The 20,387-nt window shown below is 72.4% G+C and carries 15 protein-coding genes; 13 read left to right on the top strand and 2 right to left on the bottom strand.

The genetic code is table 11. The annotated features are described in order from the left end of the window. Window positions 1-7: 7 nt before the first annotated feature. The 6 genes from OERS_RS02985 (at window position 8) to OERS_RS02960 (ending at window position 5,973) form a co-directional block, all read left to right on the top strand. Window positions 8-1,216, top strand: a complete 1,209-nt coding sequence (locus tag OERS_RS02985; RefSeq protein ID WP_082618494.1) for an ABC transporter ATP-binding protein — start codon at window positions 8-10, stop codon at window positions 1,214-1,216. A gap of 2 nt (window positions 1,217-1,218) precedes the next feature. Further along, window positions 1,219-2,037 (top strand): ABC transporter permease, encoded by an 819-nt coding sequence (locus OERS_RS02980; RefSeq protein WP_056764177.1) that lies wholly within the window; start codon window positions 1,219-1,221, stop codon window positions 2,035-2,037. A gap of 20 nt (window positions 2,038-2,057) precedes the next feature. Continuing rightward, window positions 2,058-3,245, top strand: a complete 1,188-nt coding sequence (locus OERS_RS02975; RefSeq protein WP_068624322.1) for a glycosyltransferase family 4 protein — start codon at window positions 2,058-2,060, stop codon at window positions 3,243-3,245. Further along, the gene (locus OERS_RS02970; protein ID WP_139107668.1) at window positions 3,242-4,393 is read left to right on the top strand and encodes a GNAT family N-acetyltransferase; all 1,152 of its coding nucleotides are present in this window, start codon (window positions 3,242-3,244) and stop codon (window positions 4,391-4,393) included. The genes OERS_RS02975 and OERS_RS02970 overlap by 4 nt, the downstream gene beginning before the upstream one ends. Continuing rightward, entirely contained in the window at window positions 4,390-4,614 is a 225-nt protein-coding gene (locus OERS_RS02965) for a hypothetical protein (protein WP_139107667.1), read from the top strand. The genes OERS_RS02970 and OERS_RS02965 overlap by 4 nt, the downstream gene beginning before the upstream one ends. Before the next feature lie 126 nt (window positions 4,615-4,740). After that, window positions 4,741-5,973, top strand: a complete 1,233-nt coding sequence (locus tag OERS_RS02960) for a GNAT family N-acetyltransferase (RefSeq protein WP_068624317.1) — start codon at window positions 4,741-4,743, stop codon at window positions 5,971-5,973. Here the strand turns inward: OERS_RS02960 and OERS_RS02955 are convergent. Next, window positions 5,945-10,357 carry a LamG-like jellyroll fold domain-containing protein gene (locus OERS_RS02955; RefSeq protein ID WP_139107666.1) on the bottom strand — a complete coding sequence of 1,471 codons (4,413 nt, stop codon included), beginning with the start codon at window positions 10,355-10,357 and terminating at the stop codon, window positions 5,945-5,947. The two genes, OERS_RS02960 and OERS_RS02955, sit on opposite strands and share 29 nt — an antisense overlap. 208 nt (window positions 10,358-10,565) lie before the next feature. Between OERS_RS02955 and OERS_RS02950 the strand changes: the two genes are divergently transcribed. The 4 genes from OERS_RS02950 to OERS_RS02935 all read left to right on the top strand — a co-directional run bounded on the left by OERS_RS02950 (window position 10,566) and on the right by OERS_RS02935 (window position 14,790). Then, window positions 10,566-11,924, top strand: a complete 1,359-nt coding sequence (locus OERS_RS02950; protein WP_068624313.1) for a hypothetical protein — start codon at window positions 10,566-10,568, stop codon at window positions 11,922-11,924. A gap of 135 nt (window positions 11,925-12,059) precedes the next feature. Continuing rightward, a complete protein-coding gene (locus OERS_RS02945; RefSeq protein ID WP_068707768.1) occupies window positions 12,060-12,800 on the top strand; it encodes a BUD32 family EKC/KEOPS complex subunit in 741 nt (246 codons plus the stop codon). A 101-nt stretch (window positions 12,801-12,901) separates the two neighbouring features. Beyond that, a complete protein-coding gene (locus OERS_RS02940) occupies window positions 12,902-13,744 on the top strand; it encodes a polysaccharide deacetylase family protein (RefSeq protein ID WP_082848820.1) in 843 nt (280 codons plus the stop codon). Next, on the top strand, window positions 13,741-14,790 hold the full coding sequence (locus OERS_RS02935; protein ID WP_068624307.1) for a glycosyltransferase family 2 protein: 1,050 nt from the start codon (window positions 13,741-13,743) through the stop codon (window positions 14,788-14,790). Before OERS_RS02940 ends, OERS_RS02935 begins: the two co-directional genes overlap by 4 nt. On the opposite strand, the gene OERS_RS02930 is transcribed toward OERS_RS02935, so the two are convergent. Beyond that, window positions 14,787-15,713 (bottom strand): glycosyltransferase family 2 protein, encoded by a 927-nt coding sequence (locus OERS_RS02930; protein WP_068624305.1) that lies wholly within the window; start codon window positions 15,711-15,713, stop codon window positions 14,787-14,789. The two genes, OERS_RS02935 and OERS_RS02930, sit on opposite strands and share 4 nt — an antisense overlap. Before the next feature lie 78 nt (window positions 15,714-15,791). On the opposite strand from OERS_RS02930, the gene OERS_RS02925 reads away from it, so the two are divergent. The 3 genes from OERS_RS02925 to OERS_RS20965 are packed head-to-tail and all read left to right on the top strand — an operon-like array spanning window position 15,792 to window position 20,364. Then, window positions 15,792-17,939: a glycosyltransferase gene (locus OERS_RS02925; protein ID WP_068624303.1), complete on the top strand. Its 2,148-nt coding sequence runs from the start codon at window positions 15,792-15,794 to the stop codon at window positions 17,937-17,939. Beyond that, window positions 17,936-19,324 (top strand): O-antigen ligase family protein, encoded by a 1,389-nt coding sequence (locus OERS_RS02920; RefSeq protein WP_068624301.1) that lies wholly within the window; start codon window positions 17,936-17,938, stop codon window positions 19,322-19,324. Before OERS_RS02925 ends, OERS_RS02920 begins: the two co-directional genes overlap by 4 nt. After that, entirely contained in the window at window positions 19,321-20,364 is a 1,044-nt protein-coding gene (locus OERS_RS20965) for a glycosyltransferase family 4 protein (protein ID WP_082848822.1), read from the top strand. The genes OERS_RS02920 and OERS_RS20965 overlap by 4 nt, the downstream gene beginning before the upstream one ends. Window positions 20,365-20,387 lie beyond the last annotated feature (23 nt).

The raw sequence follows: 20,387 nt of genomic DNA, 5'->3' as shown, positions 1-20,387 counted from the left end.
GGACACCGTGGCGGATCCCGCTGTTGCCGTGAAGGGCCTGGGCAAGTCCTACCGCATCGCGAAGAGCGGCTTCCGGCCGACGACCGCTGCCGAGGCTGTCATCAACCGGGTCAAGCACCCGCTGCACAAGCCCGAGTTCGAGGACTTCGAGGCGCTCAAGGACGTCAGCTTCGAGGTTCCGTGGGGCGAGGCCCTGGGCATCATCGGGCGCAACGGTGCGGGCAAGAGCACGCTCCTCAAGCTCCTGACCCGGATCACCGCACCGTCGGCGGGCCGCATCGAGCTGGGCGGCCGGGTGGGCAGCCTGCTCGAGGTCGGCACCGGCTTCCACCCCGAGCTCACGGGACGGGAGAACGTCTACCTCAACGGCACGCTGCTCGGCATGCGGCGCAAGGAGATCCAGCGCCGGTTCGACGAGATCGTGGACTTCTCGGGGGTCGAGAAGTTCCTCGAGACCCCGGTCAAGCGCTACTCGTCGGGCATGTACGTGCGCCTCGCGTTCGCGGTCGCCGCGCACCTCGAGACCGAGATCCTCGCGATCGACGAGGTCCTCGCGGTCGGCGACGCCGAGTTCCAGGCCAAGTCGCTCGCCAAGATGCGCGACGTCGCGCGCGACGGTCGCACGGTGCTGTACGTGAGCCACCAGGCGCAGACGGTCTCCGCGTTGTGCACCCGGGCGATCTACCTCGACCAGGGCAAGCTCACCTACGCGGGCAACGTCGAGGACGCCCTCGCGGAGTACCGCAACAGCTTCACGAGCTTCCACGTCGCCCAGCAGGACGCGTCCCGACGTGCCGGCACCGGCGAGCTCCGCTTCACCGAGGCGTCGATCGCCGAGGAGACCATGGAGCCCACCGAGGACAAGGTCATCGAGTTCGCGGTGAACGCCAACCCGGACCTCGTCGGCAGCTACTTCGTCTCGTGCCACGTCAACGACATGAACGGCAACATCGTCGTCCAGTGCGACTCGCGCCTCGTCGGCCTGTGGCTCGACCCGACCGTCCCGCAGCGCGGCGCACTGACCATCAAGGACCTGTGGCTCAAGCCGGGCAAGTACACGTACGACCTGTACGTGTGCAAGACCGGCATCCTCGACGCCTGGGAGGGCGCGGGGGCCTTCGAGGTCCTGCCCAACCCGCCGTACCCCGAGGTCACGTCCGACGAGGCGCTGACCCACGGCATGGTCCTGGCCGACTTCCAGTACGAGAGGTGGTGACGATGAGCAAGACCGTGATCACCCCGCCCGGGCGGTGGGACCTGCCGTCGGTCAAGGAGCTGTGGGAGGCCCGCGAGGTCCTCATCAGCTTCGGTCGGCGCGACGTCCTGCTGCGCTACCGGCAGACCGTGATCGGCGTCGCCTGGGTCATCCTGCAGCCGCTCGCCGCGGCCGGGATCTTCGCGATCGTGTTCGGTCAGGTGGCGGACCTGCCGAGCAACGGCGTCCCGTACTTCATCTTCGCCTTCGCGGGCCAGCTCGCGTGGAACGTGTTCAGCGGCGTCGCGAGCCGCTCGTCGTCCTCGCTCGTGGCGAACCAGTCGCTCGTGTCGAAGGTCTTCTTCCCGCGCATGCTCGTGCCGCTCTCGACGATCCTCGCGGTCCTCGTGGACTACGCCGTCGCGTTCGGGCTGTTCGTGATCCTGCTGTTCGTCTACGGGATCAACCCCGGCTGGCCCATCCTGCTCCTGCCGTTCTGGACGCTGCTGGCCGTGCTGCTGGGCGCCGCGATCGGGGTAGCGAGCTCGGCCGTCATGGTCAAGTACCGCGACGTCGGGTACGCCCTGCCCTGGGTCGTCCAGATCCTCATGTACGCGACCCCCGTCGCGTACTCGTTGGAGGCCGTCCCGGCGAACCTGCTGTGGATCTTCAACATCAACCCGCTCACGTGGCTGCTCGAAGGCTTCCGCTGGTCGCTGCTCGGGCAGGCGGCCCCCGAGGCGTGGCAGGTGGTCGCCCTGGTCGTGGTGTCGGGGCTCGCCTTCACGGGCGGCGCGCTGATCTTCCAGAAGCTCGAGCGTGGCTTCGCCGACGTGATCTGAGCCCGCCAGGAGGGATCTCGATGCAGCGATCCACGGACGCGGTCGACCGGCCGTACGTCCACGTCATCACGCCGGGCGACCACTACTCCCCGAGGACCGGCAGCGCTGTACCCACCGTCGTGGACGGCCTGGTCCGCGGCGCGTCCGCAGGGTCCGCGCCGTCGTCGGTCGTCGTGGCCCGTGGGACGTACCCGGACCGCTATCCCGGCGTGGACGTCGTCGAGTACCCCCAGGTCTCGGCGCGGCGCGCGGACCGCTACCTGGACGCCGCGTCGTCGCGCGTGGGCCTCCCCCGGTTCGGCGCCCGCCGCGCGTTCGCGGCCACCGTCCAGGACCAGGCGTCCTGGGCTCCGTCGTTCGTCCTGGCGCACAACGCCCCCCAGCTCGTCCCGCTCGTCGACGCGTCGCGGCACGTCCCGGTCCTGTACGCGCACAACCAGCTCCTGCGCTCCTACGGGCACCGCGAGCTGGCACGCGCGCTCGGCCAGGTCTACCGCATCGTCTGCGTCAGCGAGTTCCTGGCCGACGAGACGACGTCGTTGCTCCCACGCTCGCTCCAGGACCGTGTCGTCGTCGTGCACAACGGGGTCGACGCCCCCGCTCCCCCTCCGGTCCGGCCACGACCTCGGGGCGATCGCCTGCACGTGGTCTTCGTCGGCCGCACGATCCCCGACAAGGGGGCCGACGTCCTCGTGGACGCGGTCCGTGCCCTCGCGCGCGACGACGTGCGGCTCACGGTCGTCGGCTCCGCGGGCTTCGACGCCGCGGCCCCCCTGACGCCCCACGAGAAGGACCTGCGACGCCGTGCGTCCGGCGCGGTCGGCCCCGTGACGTTCACGGGCTTCCTCCCGCGCGCCGAGGCCCGCGAGGTCCTGCAGACCGCCGACGTCGTCGTCGTCCCGTCGCGCTGGGCAGAGCCCTTCGCGCTCACCGCGCTCGAGGGGATGGCCGCGGGTGCTGCGGTCGTCGCCTCGGACATCGGAGGCATCCCCGAGGCCGTCGGACCAGCGGGCATCCTCGTCGCGCCCGACGACGTCCGCGCGCTCTCGCAGGCGCTGGCCGCCCTCGCGGACGACGACTCGTTGCTCGCGCGGTCCAAGAGTGCCGGGGCCGCGCGCGCCCACGACATGGACTGGTCCCGGGCTCGCACCCGGCTGGACGCGGCGCTCGGGAGCGCCCGCGCACGGACACCCGGGGCGAGCGCATGAGCCCCGTGACCTCCCGCCTCGTGCGGCTCAGCGACGTCACCCCGGCCGAGGCCGGACGGTGGGCCGACCTGGTCGACCGTGCGCTCGAGCCCAACCCCTTCCTGTCCCCCGCCTACCTGCTCTCCGCGTCCCGGTGGCTCACCCGCACCTCGGGCATCCTGCTCCTCGTCGTCGAGCGAGACGACCGCATGATCGCCCTGCTCCCCCTCAGCCGCGAGGACCGCTTCCACGGGACGCCCCTGCGGTACGCGACCACCGCGGGTGCGTTCCTCAAGGACGACGCGCCGCTGTGCGCGCCGCTGGTCGACACGGAGCAGGCGACCGTCGCGCTCGACGGGCTGCTCGGCTTCCTCGCGGACCGGCGCAACGGCGTGCCTCCGCTCGTCGAGATCACGCTCCTCCCGGGGAACGGCGCGCTCCACGAGGCGCTCCACGACGCGTGCCGACGCGCCGGGGTCCCGATGCTCGAGCGATCCCGGTTCGAACGGGCCTTCCTCGACCGTGCGAGCGATGCGCCCGCCCCGCGGGACGCCCTGAGCCGCTCCAAGCGCAAGCAGGTCGAGCGTCTGACCCGTCGCCTCGAGGAGGCCACGGGATCCTCTCTCGTCATGGAGGACCGCGGGGACGACCCGCGCGCGTTCGAGACCTTCGTCGCGCTGGAGGCCGCCGGCTGGAAGGGGGACGTCGACCAGGACGGCGGCGCCCTCGAGGTGACCCCGGGCGCGGTCGAGTGGTTCACCGACGTCACCGACGGGCTCCGCGAACGCAAGAACCTCCGCCTGCTGACGCTGACGGCAGGAGAGGACGTCGTGTACATGTCCTTGCTCCTGGGCGCGGGCGGGTCTCTCTACTCCCTGATGGACACCTACGACGAACGGTTCGCGAAGTTCAGCCCCGGGGTGATCGGTCGGGTCATGGAGCAGGAGTTCGTCCTGGGAAGGACGACCGCGGACCGTTTCGACCCGTGCCTGCACCCCAAGAACGTCGGTCCGAGCGGTCTGTACCGGGACCGGCGGACGCTGGTCGGGGTCGTGCTCGCGACCCGCGGCCTCCTCCCGCGCCTCCTGGTGCGCTCGGTGCCGACATTGCGCCGGCTGCGTGCTCGCGTCGTGGGCACGCCTCGCGAGACGCCGGAGAACGCGTCATGATCGGAACGACCTCCCGTGAAGGGCGCCCGACCATGGCATGGAACGACCGCGGGATCCTGGCCGCGACGCTGGGACACACCGGCAGGGCCTGGACCGATGCGTCGTCCGACCCCGCACCGGCCGATCCCGAGTTCCTTCGACGCACCACCTACCTCGGGCCAGAGCTCGGCTTCGAGCACCCCGGTGAGGGCCCGCCGTCGGGCTTCCCGACGGTTCGCTGACACCTCCTCTCCTCCCTCCTCGGGTCGATCGAGGATCTTCTCTCGCCCCCGCCACTCCCCCGTGCAGCCCGCAAGGGCTCGCTCCGCCGTGCGGCCTCTTCGCGCCGCCTCCTCGAACGGGAACCCATGCCTTCGAACGACTCGCCCCGCCTGTCCGTCCGCCTCGCCGCAGTCTCCACGCTCGGCCCCGAGGACGTCTCCCGCTGGAGAGACCTCGCCGACCACGCCGCCGAGCCCAACGTGTTCTACGGGCCGGACTTCCTGGTCCCGACCGCCGCGCACTTCGACCCGGACCGCACCCTGCGCCTGGTGGTCGTCGAGTCGGGCGGCACGTGGCTCGCGCTCATGCCCTACGAGATGGTCCCGGCGAACCGCCGCTGGCCGCACCGGCACGCGTCGAACGACGGACCGATCCTCAACCAGTTCACCTCGCTCGGCGTCCCGCTCCTGCGCGAGGGCGACACCCGGCGAGCCGCTACCGGCCTCGTGCGGGCCTTCCGACGGTTCTCGCACGAGCTCGGCGGGAGCATCGAGATGGCGTTCGTCTCGGGCGACGGCCCGGGCGGTGCCGCGCTCCAGCGGGCGTTCGCGGACGAGGGGTCGAGGCTCCACGTCTGGGGCGGGGACGAACGGGCCGCGGTCCGCTTCGCCGAGGTCGAGGATCCGGGGAGCTTCGGCTACCTCCCGAGGTCGCGCGCCAAGGCCGTCCGCCGTCGGGCCCGTCGCCTCACGGAGGCTGCGGGCGTCCCGGCCGAGCTCGACTCCCTGACGCTCGACGTCGTCGAGGACCCCGCCGAGTTCCTCCGGTTCGAGCTCGAGACCTGGAAGGCCGACCCGGACCGCGACGGGGTCGGCTTCTCCCGGCTGCGCGAGGGACCCGAGTGGTTCGTGGACGTCTTCCGTGCGCACGCGGCCGCGGGGCGCGCGACCCTGCTCGCCCTGCGGCCCGCGGGCGAGACCTTCTACATGGCCGCGTTCCTCCGGTCCGGAGGCACGCTGTTCGCCTGGTACGACGAGTATGCCGAGAAGGGGGCGCAGCACGCGCCGGGCGTCCTGGGGCGCCTGCTCACGGTCAAGCGGTTCGCCGCCCAGGGCGACCTCGACCTGCTCGACTCGTGCATGCACCCGTCCCTCTACCCCGACCAGAACGAGCTCTACCCCTCGCGGCTGCGCACGGTGTCCTTCACGGCCGCGCTGGGACGCTGGCCGGGGCAGCTGCTGCTCCGCGAGATCGTGGCCCTGGGGCAGCGCCGACGCGTGCTCGCGGTCCGGGTGCGCACGGCCAGGGACGAGCGCCGTACCCGCGCAGAGCGTCCCCCGACCCGCGACGTCAGGCAGGCGGCGGAGTCTGCGTCCTGAGCGCGACGACCTCGGCAGCGCTCAACGCACGGTCGTAGAGCCGCACGCCGTCGACGGCCCCCTTGAGCGGGAGCGTGCCGCCGGGCTGCCCACCCAGGAGCAGGGGCAGGGTGTTGACCCCGACGGTCCCCGGGCCTGCGGCCGACCCCTGCTCGACACCGTCGACGTACAGCCGCATGCGTTGACCGTCGTACGTCCCCACGAGGTGCACCCAGGTGGTGCCGTTCGACGGGTACGTCGACGTGGCGTTGACCCGGTAGGTGTCCCCCGACGTCGCCTGGTTGAGACGGAGGAAGGCCTTGCCCGCGCTGGACAGCCCCAGCTCGAAGCCGTCGGTCGCGCTCGGTGAGGCCTTCTTGACGACGTACTGGGTCGCGACCTGCTCGGGCCGTACCCAGGCGGCGACGGTCAGGGCCGACGAGACGTCGAGCGCGTCCGCGTCGGGGATCGAGACCTTGCCCGTCGCGCCGTCGAACCGCACCGCGGACCGACCGCCGGCCGTGACCCACGTGGTCCCTCCGGACAGGGCTCCGACGTTGCCCCAGCCCGACGTGTCCGCGGCGGCGAGCCCCGTGCCCTCCTCGAGGTCCCAGGCCCCGCGCAGGCCGTCGGCCGGGGTCACCTGGACCCTCGCCGTGGCGACGGACGACCAGAGCCCGTTCGCGCCGACGCGGAACGTGAAGGTCGTGGTCCCGACGTAGCCGGCGGCGGGCGTGTACGTGAAGGCCCCCGTGGCGGGGTTCGTGACCACGACCGTGCCCGACGCCGGAGCGGCGACCACCTCGAACGTCAGCGCACCCCCGCTCGGCGAGCTGCCCGCGAGCGTCCCCGAGACCGCGGCACCGGCCGTGGTGGACGCCGAGACGTCCTGTGCGACGGGCGGCAGGGCCGGCTGCTCGACCGACTCGTGGAGCGACGCGACCTCCGCCGCGGTCAGCGCACGGTCGAGGAGGCGCACGGAGTCGACGGCCCCCTGGAAGGGGTACAGGCCGTCGGGCTGCGCACCGATCGTCAACGGCAGCGTGTTGACCCCGACCGACGCCGGACCCGCGATCGAACCCTGCTCGACGCCGTCCACGTAGATCCGCAACCGCTGACCGTCGAAGGTCCCCGCCAGGTGCACCCACGCGCTCCCGTTCGTCGGCAGCACCGACGTCGCGTTCACCCGGAACGTGTCCCCCGACGTCTTCTGGTTGACCCGCAAGAACGGCTTCCCCGCGCTCGAGATCCCCAGCTCGTACCCGTCGGACGACCCCGACACCGCCTTCTTCACCACGTACTGCGTCGCCTGCCGCTCCGGACGCACCCACGCCGAGACCGTCAACGCCGACGACACGTCCAACCCGTCGGCGTCCGCCACGGACACGCGCCCGGTCGAGCCGTCGAGACGGACCGCCTTGCCCGACTTCCCGGTGACCCAGCTCGTCCCCCCGGAGAGAGCGCCCTGGTATCCCCACCCGGACGAGTCGGAGGCGACGACGCCCGTGCCCTCGTCGAGCTCCCACGTGCCCCGCGTGCCTGCGACGGCCGTGACCCGCACGCTCTGGGTCGCGACGTTCGACCACGTCGAGCCCGCCTTGACCCGGAACGAGAACGCGTCAGCGCCGACGAAACCTGCGGTCGGCGTGTACGTGAACGCCCCCGTGGCGGGGTTCGTGACCACCACCGTGCCCGACGCCGGAGCGGCAACCACCTCGAACGTCAGCGCACCCCCGCTCGGCGAGGTCCCTGCGAGCGTCCCCGAGACCGCGGCACCGGCCGTGGTCGTGGAGGCCCCGTCGGTCGCGACCGGGGTCGTGGGCACAGGCCCACCGCCCTGGACGATCTCGGTGATCTGGGCTGCGGTCAGCGCACGGTCGGAGAGGCGCACGGAGTCGACGGCCCCCTGGAAGGGGTACAGGCCGTCGGGCTGCGCACCGATCGTCAACGGCAGCGTGTTGACCCCGACCGACGCCGGACCCGCGATCGAACCCTGCTCGACGCCGTCCACGTAGATCCGCAACCGCTGACCGTCGAAGGTCCCCGCCAGGTGCACCCACGCGCTCCCGTTCGTCGGCAGCACCGACGTCGCGTTCACCCGGAACGTGTCCCCCGACGTCTTCTGGTTGACCCGCAAGAACGGCTTCCCCGCGCTCGAGATCCCCAGCTCGTACCCGTCGGACGACCCCGACACCGCCTTCTTCACCACGTACTGCGTCGCCTGCCGCTCCGGACGCACCCACGCCGAGACCGTCAACGCCGACGACACGTCCAACGCCTCGGAGTCGGGGACCGACACCTTGCCGGCGTTCCCGTCGAGTCGGACCGCCTTGCCGTCGGTGCCGTCGACCCAGGTCGCGCCGCCCGACAACGTGCCGGTCTGTGCCCACCCGGACGAGTCGGCGGACGTCGTCCCGCTGCCCTCGTCGAGCTCCCAGGTACCGCGGACCCCCGGAGCGGAGGTCACGCGCACGGTCTGGGTCGCGACGTTCGACCACGTCGAGCCCGCCTTGACCCGGAACGTGAAGGTCGTGGTCCCGACGTATCCGGTGGCGGGCGTGTACGTGAACGCCCCCGTGGCGGGGTTCGTGACCACGACCGTGCCCGACGCCGGAGCGGCAACCACCTCGAACGTCAGCGCACCGCCCACGGGCGACGCGCCCTTGAGGGTGCCCGTCACCGCGACGCCGACCGACGTCGCGGTCAGGCCCGCCGTGGCGACCGGGCCACGCGGGTCGATCCACGGCAGCCGCGCGGTGCCCGCCGTCGAGCTCGAGGCGGCCATGACGAGCGTCGCGCCGGGCACGTTCTGCTTGGCCCCCGTGACGTTGTTGTAGGTCCCGTCGAGCACCGTGGTGGCGTTCTGGGAGAAGGAGATCGCGTCGAGGGGGGTCACCTTCTCGAGGATGTCGTCGAGGACCTCGCTGTGCGTGTAGACGACTCGCAGGAGGCCCGTGGCCTCGTCGATCTCGACGATCGGGCGCGTACCCAGACGATCGACCTCGTACAGCGGGTCCCACGTGCCGCCGGCGCGACGCACGAGCAGCGCGATCACGGTCGACCCCGGAGAGTCGTACGACGTCTTGACCGCGGCGTACAGGGTGCCGTCGGACGCCACCGCCACGTTCATGTGGTCGTCGGCCATGCCGTCACCGAGGTTCAGGGCAGAGGACTGCGCGGGCTTCTCGTCGGCTGTCCACGTCTGCGGGTTCGTCCCGTCGACGTGGGTCCGGAAGCCGAAACGCTTGGTGTTCTGGTTGGACCAGAGCACCCCGATCTTGCCGCCGGGAAGAGCCGTGACCATGCCGATGTCGTCGTCGAGTACGCCCGAGGCGACGGTGACCGGGGCGGAGAAGGTCGTGTACGGCGCATCGCTGTAGCGCGCCTGGATGCTCGTGCTGGTGTCTGCGACGAGCCAGAGCCGCCCCGTCGAGTCGACGTCGATGGTCCCCGTCTCGCTCCCGGGGAGCGAGACCGTGGTCGCGGTCGTGCGCTGCGACCACGGCTGATAGGCGTTCGACGAGGCGACGTACTCCAGCGAGACGAGCGACGTCGTCGGGCCGTGGAGGAGCACGTGCGCGACGTCGCCCACCACCTTGACGTCCGCGCGCACGTCGGTGCGGTCCGAGATCCGCACCACGTTGGTCCAGGTCCCGGCCGTCAGGTCGTAGCGCCACACCCACGTCCCCGCGGGGGAGGTGCTCGTCGAGGCGAGCGCGGCCCACCAGGTGTCGTGCGCGAACCACAGCTTGGACTGCGGCTTCTCGCCCGTGTTGCCGCTCAGCGGGACGGCCGTCGTCGTCAGTGCCGTCTCCGCGGTCAGGGCGCTCGGCCCGTTCGGCGCAGCGTCGGCCGCGGGCGCCGGCGTCTGCCACGCCAACGTCACGAGCCCGGGCTCACCGGCCTTGGTCCCGACCTCGACGAGGTACTCCTCGCCCGCGACCGCGTCGAAGGCCACCTGCGACGTCGCGACGTCGCCGTCGTCGTCGTTGGACGCGACGACGGTCGTCGGTGCCGCAGCGCGACGCACGGCGACCGTGGTGTCGAGCTCGCTACCGCTCGTCGAGAAGCTGATCCGGCCCGACTCGGGCGCGGTCCACCGCCACCACAGCGACGTCGCGACCGTCGTCGGGGTCTCGGGCCCTGCGCCGTCCGCCGAGAAGTTCGAGGCGACGTCCTGCCCGACGAGGCCACCGATCTCCCGGCCCTCGGCCCTGGTGTCGCCCTGGACCGTGGTCACGGGAACGTTCCCCGGGCCCGCTGCCGAGGCTGCGCGGAGGTCACCGGAGACGACCGACCCGGCCGTCGCGAGGACGAGGGCACCGACCAGGAGCGGCGCGGTGATCCGCACCACCGAGCGGCGAGCCGTCGCGGGTCGACGGTGAGATCCGTCAGAGCGTGCCATCTACTTCGTTCCTGTCCGGAGTCTCGTGCGGTGCGTCCGCACGCCGCGGCGACTGCCCGCGGCGCGCCCCCGGAGCGGCCACCACCTCCCATCGAACCATCGGGGCCGAAGCCGGCGATAGTCGGTCCCAGAAGTTCACCCGGCGAGAGGCACCTTCCCGCGCGCCGAACCCCGACGATCACCGCCAGGTGTGCGTTACTGTCGCGCCATGAACCGTCCCGGCACCGACCTCGACCCTGCGCAGACCGAGCGCGCGGACCGGACCCCGGTGACCGCCTACGACCCGACCCGGCTGACGTACCGGTGGACGCCCGAGGTCGACGCGTTCCGGCACCAGCTGGACCGTGACCTCCAGCTCCTGGTCGTGTGGTCGGGCGGCCGTGAGCACGAGCGGGAGATCCTCGATCTCGTCGCCGCCGACTTCACGGTGCTCGCGCAGGTCGAGGTGCGGTGGAGCGCCGAGAAGATGGTCAACAACTTCGAGCGCCTCTACGGGCAGACGCTCTGGGGGACGTCGCCCAAGCACGAGGAGGTCGGGGACGGCCCGTTCCTCCTGCTGGTCCTCGAGGACCACGCGCCGGCCTACTCCTACCGGCAGAACGTCTCGGGCTACGTCGAGCTCACCAACGTCAACATCGCCCGTGTCAAGCGGGCCGGGCGCGACCTCACGGGTGGGTACCGGATCCACTCGAGCAACAACGTCCGCGAGTTCTTCCGGGACGCGACCCTGATCCTGGGGGTCGACCGGCTGGCCGAGGTCCTGGCGAAGGAGGCTCCCGTCGAGGAGATCTCGGTCCTGGCCGAGGACCTCGTGGGCAGCGACGGGTGGGAGAGCCTCGACACGCTCTTCCGGGTCCTGCGGCACACCTCCGAGTACGTGGTCCTGCGCAACTTCGAGGACCTGCCCGGGACGCTCGAGGACGACCGTGAGATCGACGTCCTGTGCCGGGACCAGACCGACCTCGCGGCCGTGCTGAACGCGACCGAGGTGTATCCGGGGCCCGAGGGCGCGCAGTTCCGCACGTCGGTCGGAGGCGAGGAGGTCTTCTTCGACACCCGCTACGTGGGCGACGGATATCTCGACACCGAGTGGCAGCGCGAGATCCTCGCCCGCCGCGAGTGGCACGACACCCTGGTGGCCGTCCCCCGTCACGACGACCACCTCTTCTCCCTGCTCTACCACGCGAAGGTGCAGAAGCCGGCCGTCAAGCCCGCCTACGTGACCCGGTTGGCGGACCTCGCGCTCCAGGTCGGCCTGCCCGAGGAGACCGCCCGCAACCTCACGGACGACGCGGTCGCCGCCTCGCTGCTCGACGGCTACCTGGCGGGTCACGACTTCACGGTCCCTCTGCCCGTCGACCCCGCGGTGCACCGGAACGTCGCGTTCCTCGAGCGCTTCCGCCTCACGGTGCTCGCCGACCCTCCGCTCAAGGTCGCGACCGCGGAGATCTGGCAGTCCGCGAAGCGCAGCCGGGCCGCGCGGACCCTCGGCAGGTCGCGCGTCGTCCGCGGTGCGTACCACCGTCTGCGCTCGGCGTTCCACGCCCTGAAGGATCGTCTGTCCTGACCGCCACCGGGCGAGCCGCGCGGATTTCGCCCGCTCACCCGGCCCCTCGACGTGGACCCCGCCGAGCGCTCCCGGCTACCGTTGCCGTCATCGATCGTGGGGGTCCGCGACCGCAACCCGAGTCGAGGAGTCGTCATGAGCATTCCTGCCGTCCAGGAAGAAGGGCCGCCGCCGCGCTCGTTCGTGCACCGCGTCGTCGACCGTGCGCGGATGGTGTACATCTTCGGCAGCCCCGTGGGTGCGACGTTCGTGAAGGCCACGGACCGCTCGGTGACCGTCTACACCTCGCACCAGGGACGGCCCACGGTCTCCAAGTACTTCGCCCGCACGCGGGTCGGCAGGGACGCCTTCCTCGCGGAGAAGGCCACCGGAGACCTGTTCGGTCACCGGCCGTGGCGCATGCCCGTGGTCAGGTGGCACAAGCGAGGATTCACCGTGCCACGGCTGCCCGACGACGCGCGGCTCGACGTCGCCGGACAGCAGCTCTCGCGCGAGGAGCGCGTCGCGCTCGGGGCCTGGACCCTGGACGTGCTGCTCGAGATCTACCTCACCGGAAACCTGCACGGCGACCTGCAGCCCCACAACATCTGGTTGCTCGACGGCAGGCCCGTCGTGACCGACTTCGAGACGTTCGGGCCGCGGACCCCTGGCATCCCCTTCCTGGACTCCGGGGACATCACGGGCAACGACCCCCTCCCTCGGGACCGGAGCCTCGACCCGGCGTTCGACCCGGAGGACGACTGGTCCTTCCACCACATGCTCGGTGTGACCCTCGCGGACGCGGTCGACGCGCTCCGGCCCCAGCTCGTCGCCGCGAGCGCGACCTCCCCCGATGCGCGCGCGAAGCTCGAGGCGCTCGACGGGGTCCGGACCTGACACCTCACCGCCGTCGCGCCCGTCCCGTAGCATTCGCTGCACCGCCACCAGCACGTCCGCAGGCGCCGTCCGTGTCCTGGACGACCAGAGAGGGTCAGACCATGGCCGAGTCCCGGCAAGGCGCAGGCCGCGCCACCACCCGCCGTCCGCCACGCGGGATCGTGGTCCGCCGCCGCGACATCGAGAGCACCCCGCCACCCGTGGGCGGTCGCTTCGCCGAGGTCGCCTACACCCGCCTGCCGCTTCCCCGTCTCGCGACCCGCGCCCTGGGGACGTTCTGCGTCAACACCACGGACCGCGTCGTCTCGATCACGTACGACGACGGCCCGCACCCCGAGCACACGCCTCGTCTCCTCGACCTGCTCGCCTCCCGCGGCGCGACCGCGACGTTCTTCGCTCTCGCCCGGCAGGTCCGGGCGCACCCGGAGATCGCGCGACGCATCCTCGCGGAGGGGCACGAGCTGGCCCTCCACGGACAGGACCACAGGTCGCTGCTGACGATGGGCGACACCGAGGCCGTGCGGTACGTGCGTGACGCGAAGGACGAGGTCGAGTCCCTCGTCTCCGCACCGCTCGTCTCGTTCCGCCCCCCGTACGGGGCGCACACGGTCCGCCAGGCCCACGGCATCGCCGGCCTGGGGCTCGACGTCCTGATCTGGTCCGGGGACGCGTTCGACTGGGTCGACGACGAGGAGACCCGCATCGCCGACCGCGCGCTGTCCACGGTCTTCCCGGGGAGCATGCTCCTCCTCCACGACGACCGCGGCGACCCGGAGACGCTCGCCGAGGACGAGGTCTTCCCGGACTTCGACCGTGCGGAGGTTCTCGGGCTCGTGCTCGACCGCCTGTCCGCGGACGGTTATCGGACCATGACGGCTCACGAGCTCGTGTCCGGCTACCAGCCCGTGATGAGCATGGCCCGCGAGAGGATGCGAACGTCGTGAGCGCACACCCCGGCGAGAGCGATCCCCCCGAGCTCTCGGTCGTCATCCCCGCGTACGACGCCGAGTCGACCCTCGGGGTCCAGCTGGGCGCGCTGCTCGCGCAACGCCCTGCCTGGCCCTGGGAGGTGATCGTGAGCGACAACGGGTCGAACGACGGCACCCGGCGGCTCGTCCAGGAGTGGACCGCGCGCATGCCCGAGCTGAGGCTGGTCGACGCGTCCGCCCGCCGCGGCCCGAGCGCCGCGCGCAACATCGCCGTCGCCCAGGCGAGGGCGTCAGCGCTCGCGTTCTGCGACGCCGACGACATGGTCGCGGACGGCTGGGTCGAGGCGGTCCACCGAGCGCTCGGCGAGCACGAGTTCGTCGCGGGCCCCTTCGAGGGCGCACGGCTCAACAGCGACCTGAAGTCGTCGGTGACCTGGACCGCGCAGACCGACCGGTTGACCGTCAAGCCCGGGTTGGAGCAGTTCGTGACCGCCGGATCCGGGAACATGGGCGTGCGCAAGGCCGTCTTCGACGAGGTGGGCGGGTTCTTCGAGGGGGCGCGGACGGCAGAGGACGACGACTTCTGCATCAGGGTCCAGCTCGCAGGGCACGACCTGGTGTTCGTCCCGGACGTCGTCCTGCACGTCCGGCGCCGGGACGGCCTGCGGAACATTGCCCGCCAGTCCTTCGCGTACGGCGCGGGAGAGCGCTGGCTGAGTCTGCGGTACTCGCTGCTCCTCGGGGACGCGTCGATCGAGCCCAGCGACCCGTCGTCGTCGGACGCGGACGCTGCCCCCGCTGCGGGGGACGCCCCGTCCACCCGTGCACGGGGCGGCGCCGCGGACCGCCTCGCTGCCCTCGTACGTCGAGGACGCACGATCGTCGTGCGTGGCGTCGGGTTCGTCGGCAAGGCGTTCCGCAAGGCGTCCACGGTGCGGCGCCCCGGCGACCTGTCCGACCTGGTCTGGAGGCTGAGCTGGAGTGCAGGGTGGCGGTTCGGGCACGTCCCGCCGGCCCCGCCGATCGTCCCGCCCGCGCACTGGAACGGGGGGCGCTCCTAGCGCTCCCGGTCCACCAGCCGCCGCACGCGTTCGCGCGCCCAGTCGACCGGCGCCGTCGGCGCGAACCTCGCCGCCCACACGACGTGCCCGACCGCCGCCCCGAACCGGCGGTCCGACAGGTCGGCCCGCGCTGCGCGCGCCGCGCTCCACGCCGCGAACCGGTCGTTGGCACGCAACCGGTCACGGTAGGCGGCGTCGAGCTCCGTCCTGCCGGCAGATCGCGCGAGCGAGCGGCGGGCGCGCAGGATCACGCGTATCCCGGCCGCCAGATCGCGGTAGGCCCGCGTCGTGTTGCCGGGGTGGTACCGGTAGTCGACCAGGACGGCGTCGACGAAGACGAACGGACCGAGCGTCGCGGCCGCGAGGACCAGGTCGAGGTCCTCGCCCTGGCGGTACGCCGGGTCGAACCCGCCCACGGCGTCGAACGCGCTCCGGCGCATCACGAGGTTCGGCAGCATGATGCCGGTCCGTCCCCGGACGACGTCGCGCGCGTCGCGCGCCGCGCGCTGGTCCGCTGCCACGACCTGCTCCCCTGCGGGGTCGATCGTGCGCATCGCGCAGTAGCCGATCACGGCGTCGGGGCGGCCCACGAGCGCCTCGACGGCCAGCCGCAGCCGGTCGGGGTGCCAGCGGTCGTCGTCGTCGAGGAACGCGAGCAGGTCGCCGCGCGAACGCTGGACCCCCGCGTTGCGCGCGGCGGACACCCCTGACGGCTCGAGCCGCAGGACCGTCCCGAGCCCGGCCGACGCGACGAGCCCCTGGATCTCGGTCGGGTCGGGAGATCCGTCGTCGACCACGAGGAGCTCGACGTGCGAGTACGTCTGCGCAGCGACCGAGGCCAGTGCCTCGGCCAGGAAGGGACCACCGCGGTTGGTGGCGAGCACGACGCTCACCAGGGGTTCGTCGGCGGCTCGGTCGGGCACAAGGCTCCTCAGGGCGATCTGGGTGAATTCGATGGGACGACAGGGGGAGCGGCCTCCTGCTGGGGGACAATCTCCCACATGAGGATCCTCCGCGTCTCGCACAGCGCAGTCGTCGACGCGTGGCGCGAGCGCGAGCGGGCTCTGCGCGCGCTGGGTCTCGACGTGCACCTCGTGTCCGCGCGTTCGTGGGACGAGGCCGGGACCACGGTCCCGCTGCGTCCCCGACCGGGCGAGCCCGTCCGGGGCGTCCGCACCGTGGGCACCCACCCCGCGCTCTTCGTGTACGCCCCCGGCCCCCTCTGGCGTGCGCTGGGCGAGTCCTGGGACGTGCTGGACGTCCACGAGGAGCCGTTCGCCCTGGCGACGGCCGAGATCCTCGCCCTGCGCTGGCTCCGCGCACACCTGCCCGGCCGGTCCCGGCGCCCCGCGCCGCCCTACGTCCTGTACTCGGCGCAGAACATCTCGAAGCGCTACCCCTGGCCCTTCCGGGCCTTCGAGCGCGCCGCACTGCGCGGCGCCGCGGCCGTCTCAGTCTGCAACGAGGCCGCCGCACGCATCGTGCGCGCCAAGGGCGCGCGGGGGGCCGTGGAGGTCGTCCCGCTGGGCGTGGACCTCTCGGTGTTCTCGCCTGCCCCCTCTCCCGCCACCCCGTCCGACGGCGTCGCGTCCGTCCCCGCTCCCCGTCACCCGGGCCGCGACTCGGCAGGCCCCCATGCCCCGGGGGATTCCCCGGCGGGTCTCGTGCGGGTGGGCTACGCGGGCCGCCTGGCCCCGCACAAGGGCGTCGACGTGCTCCTCACGGCGGTCGAGGGCGACGAGCGGCTGCACCTGACGCTCGCCGGCGACGGCCCCTCGGCCCCGGCACTGCGCGAGCGGGCTCGGCCGCTCGGTGACCGGGTGCGGTTCGTCGGCCCGCTCACCGGCGACGACCTGGTCTCGTTCTACCGCGCCCTCGACGTCCTGGCCGTGCCCTCGCTCGACACCCCCGGGTGGATCGAGCAGTTCGGCCGGGTCGCCGTCGAGGCCATGGCCTGCGGCGTCCCGGTCGTCGCGAGCGACTCGGGCGCACTGCCCGACGTGGTCGGCGGCGCCGGTCTCCTGGTCCCTCCCGGCGACCCCGTCGCCCTGCACGACGCCCTCGTGCGCGTCGCCGACGAGCCGGGCCTGGCCGACTCCCTCCGACGTCGAGGCGCGGCCCGCGCGGCCACGTGCGCGTGGCCCGAGGTCGCCCGCCGCTACCGGGCGATCTACGAGGAGGCCACGGCGCGCTCGTCCCCTCCCGTCGGCACCACGCGACGTGACGCTGACGCCCAGGGCGGCCCGGCGCCGTCGGGCAGCACGGAGCGGCCCGCTCCCGAGGTGGTCCTGGTCGCCTACGGCTCCCCCGACCTGGTCCGCGACGCGCTGGCCCCGCTCGTGGGGAAGCTCTCGCTCACGGTCGTCGACAACTCGTCGCTGCCGACGATCCAGGAGGTCGCCGAGCTCGCCGGCGCGCGCTACCTCGACCCCGGGCGCAACGGCGGCTTCGCCGCCGGGGTCAACCACGGGATCCGGCACCGCCAGGTCCCCGGGGCCGACGTCCTGCTGCTCAACCCCGACGCCGTCGTGACCCCCGAGGACGTGCTGACGCTCCAGGCCCGGCTCCACGAGGCTCCGGACCTCGCGAGCGTCGGGCCGGCCCAGGTCGACGGGGACGGCGAGAGCGCGCGCGTCGTGTGGCCCTACCCGTCGCCGACCGGGACCTGGGTCGAGGCGGTGGGCCTCGGTTCGCTGCGCCGCGCTCCCGCCGACCGGTCCTTCGTCATCGGGTCCGTGCTGCTGCTGCGGGCCGACGCGCTCGAAGAGGTCGGGCTCTTCGACGAGAGCTTCTTCCTCTACGCCGAGGAGACCGACTGGGCCTACCGTGCGACCCTCCTGGGGCGGCGGCACGTGGCCGTCCCCGAGGTGCAGGCGCTGCACCTCGGCGGGGCCACGAGCAGCGACCCCACGCGCCGTGAGACGCACTTCCACGCGTCCCAGGAGAGATATCTGCGCAAGCACTTCGGCGCGGTGGGATGGCAGCTCGCGCGCACGGGAGTGCTCGCAGGATCGGTCGCCCGGGGCGTCGCCCTGCGGGGCGAGGGACGCGCCGCTGCACGTCGTCGGGTCTCGCTGTACCTCCGCGGTCCGCTGCGTGCGGAGGCCGCGGTGGTGCGAGCCCGCCCCTCGCCGGAGCTGTCGTCGTGATCCGTCGCTCCGCCGCCTGGGCCGCCGGGTCGGTCGCCGTCGCCGCCGTGCTGGTCGGGGTGGGCTTCCTCGTGCCGGGCTACAGCGCGATCGCCGTCGCGGTCGCCGCGCTCGTGCTCGTGGTCGGGATGACGATCTACGAGCCCGCCGCCCTCCCGATCCTCGCCATGCCCGCCATGGTGGTCGTCGAACGCGTCGGCGGTGACGCGGTCAACCTCTCCCTCAGCGACTTCGCTCTCTTCGGCGCCTTCTGGTTCGCCCTCTTCTTCGCCCAGCGACCGCTCTCACGCCCCATGCGCTCGCTCCTGTGGCTCTCCGCGCTCTACCAGGTGGCGACGCTCTTCACGGTCATCGCCAACCCGTACACCGCGAACACCGTCGAGTGGTTCCACGCCTGGCTCTCGGTCGGCGGCGCGCTCCTGGTCGGATGGGCGGTCGGCCGGGCGGGGCGCGCCCGGCTCGGGCTGACGCTGTTCATGATCCCCTGCCTCGTGATCGCGGCACTGACGTGCGTCACCGCTCTCCAGCAGCTCGCGGCCGGCAACACGGGCCCCGTGTACCTCGAGATCCCGTTCGCGATGCACAAGAACTTCATCGGCTGCGTGCTCGGGAGCGCTGCGCTCCTGGCCTATGCCCGCCCGTGGTGGGTCGGATGGCCCAAGATGTTCACCTTCCCGGCGTTCTGGCTGTGCGGGCTCGGGGTCCTGGCCTCGCAGTCACGCCAGGCCCTGATCGGCCTGGCGATCGGCGTCGTCCTCATCACGCTGCGCTCCGACCCCGACCGCAAGCGCTCCAAGCTCATCCTGCTCGCCGCGATCCCCGCGGTCTACTTCGTGTGGACCGCGGTCCAGGAACAGCTCGCGTCCAAGGACCAGTTCAACTCCGCCTACCAGCGGCTGACCTGGTACGAGCAGGCGATCGACGTGTGGGAGCGCAGCCCCTGGGTGGGTGTCGGGCTGCGCTGGTGGGTCGCGAACCGGACGGAGTACACCTTCCAGCCCCCGAACGCCGAGCTCGAGGTCCTCACGTCGGCCGGGATCGTCGGGGTCGTCGCGTTCCTCGTCCTGTTCTTCGGGTCGCTCGTCGTGCTGTGGCGCATGAACCCCCGCTTCGGGACGCTCGCGTTCTCGGTCCTCCTCATGCGCTTCATCCAAGGGCAGTTCGACCTCTTCTGGGTCTCGGTCCAGGTGTCGGTGCCGTTCCTCATCGTCGGTGTCTGCGTAGGGGCAGACGCCTACGCAGAGTCCCGACGGGCAGCGCGCGTCGAGACCGGAGCCGCGCTCCCGGTCGACGACCTGCGTTCCGTCGAGGAGATGATCGACGCCGCCGGCACGGCGAGGAGCATGGCGCTCAGCACCCCCGACCCGAAGGAACCGTCCTCGTGAGAGTTCTCCATGTCGTGCAGTCCGACGCCTTCGCAGGTGTCGAGCGGCACGTCGCACGGCTGGCACGGGCCCAGTCTGCCCACGGTGACCAGGTCGTGGTCATCGGCGGTCACCGTGCACGGATGGTCGAGACCATCGACGACGCGTCGGTGCGGGTCCTGCCCGCCGGGTCCCTGCGCCAGGTCGTCCGGACGCTCCGAGCAGCCTCGCGCGGCGCGGACGTCGTGCACGTCCACATGACCTCGGCCGAGATCGCCGCGGCCCTGGGGTCCGTCACCTCCCGGGGCCTGCCGCCGGTCGTCTCGACCCGGCACTTCGCCCGGACCCGCGGCAGCGGACCTGCCGCCGGGCTCACCGCCCTGGTCGCCCGCGCGCCCGTCCGTGCGCAGATCTCCATCAGCCAGTACGTCGCCGACCACGTCGACGGCGACAGCGTCGTCGTCCACCCCGGCATCGACGACCGTCCTGACGGGCCGAGCGCGGCCGACAGGGAGAGGTCCGTCCTGCTCGTCCAGCGCCTCGAGCCCGAGAAGCGCACCGACCTCGGAGTCCTCGCCTTCTCGGCGTCCGGACTGCACGAGCGGGGGTGGCGGCTCCTCGTGGCGGGCGACGGGTCACAGCGGCCCGCGCTCGAGGAGCTCGTCGCGCACGAGGGGCTCGGTGGGCACGTCCAGCTCCTCGGACCCCGGTCGGACGTCGACGAGCTCATGCGCAGCGCCGCCGTCCTGCTCGCACCGTGCCCCGTCGAGGGACTCGGGCTCAGCGTCCTCGAGGCGATGTCGAACGGCCTGCCCGTCGTGGCCGCCGGAGCCGGCGGCCACCTGGAGACCCTCGCAGGGCTCGACCCCCTCGCGCTCTACCCACCCACCGACGTGGTGCGCGCAGGCGAGAGCCTGTCGGTGCTCGCGGCATCCACAGCGCGGCGCGACGCGTACGGCACGGCCGCCCGCGCGGTGCAACGGTCCCGCTTCACCCCGCTCGCGCAGGTCGAGGGCACCACTGCCGTCTACCGCACCGTGCTCCAGGCCCCCCGACCATGACGTCCGACCCCCAGGAGCGACCC

This window comes from Oerskovia enterophila, from assembly GCF_001692445.1.
GTDB classification, from domain to species: Bacteria; Actinomycetota; Actinomycetes; order Actinomycetales; family Cellulomonadaceae; genus Oerskovia; species Oerskovia enterophila.
Note: the sequence above shows the minus strand (reverse complement) of the source record. Positions and strands in the feature narration are given on the sequence as shown.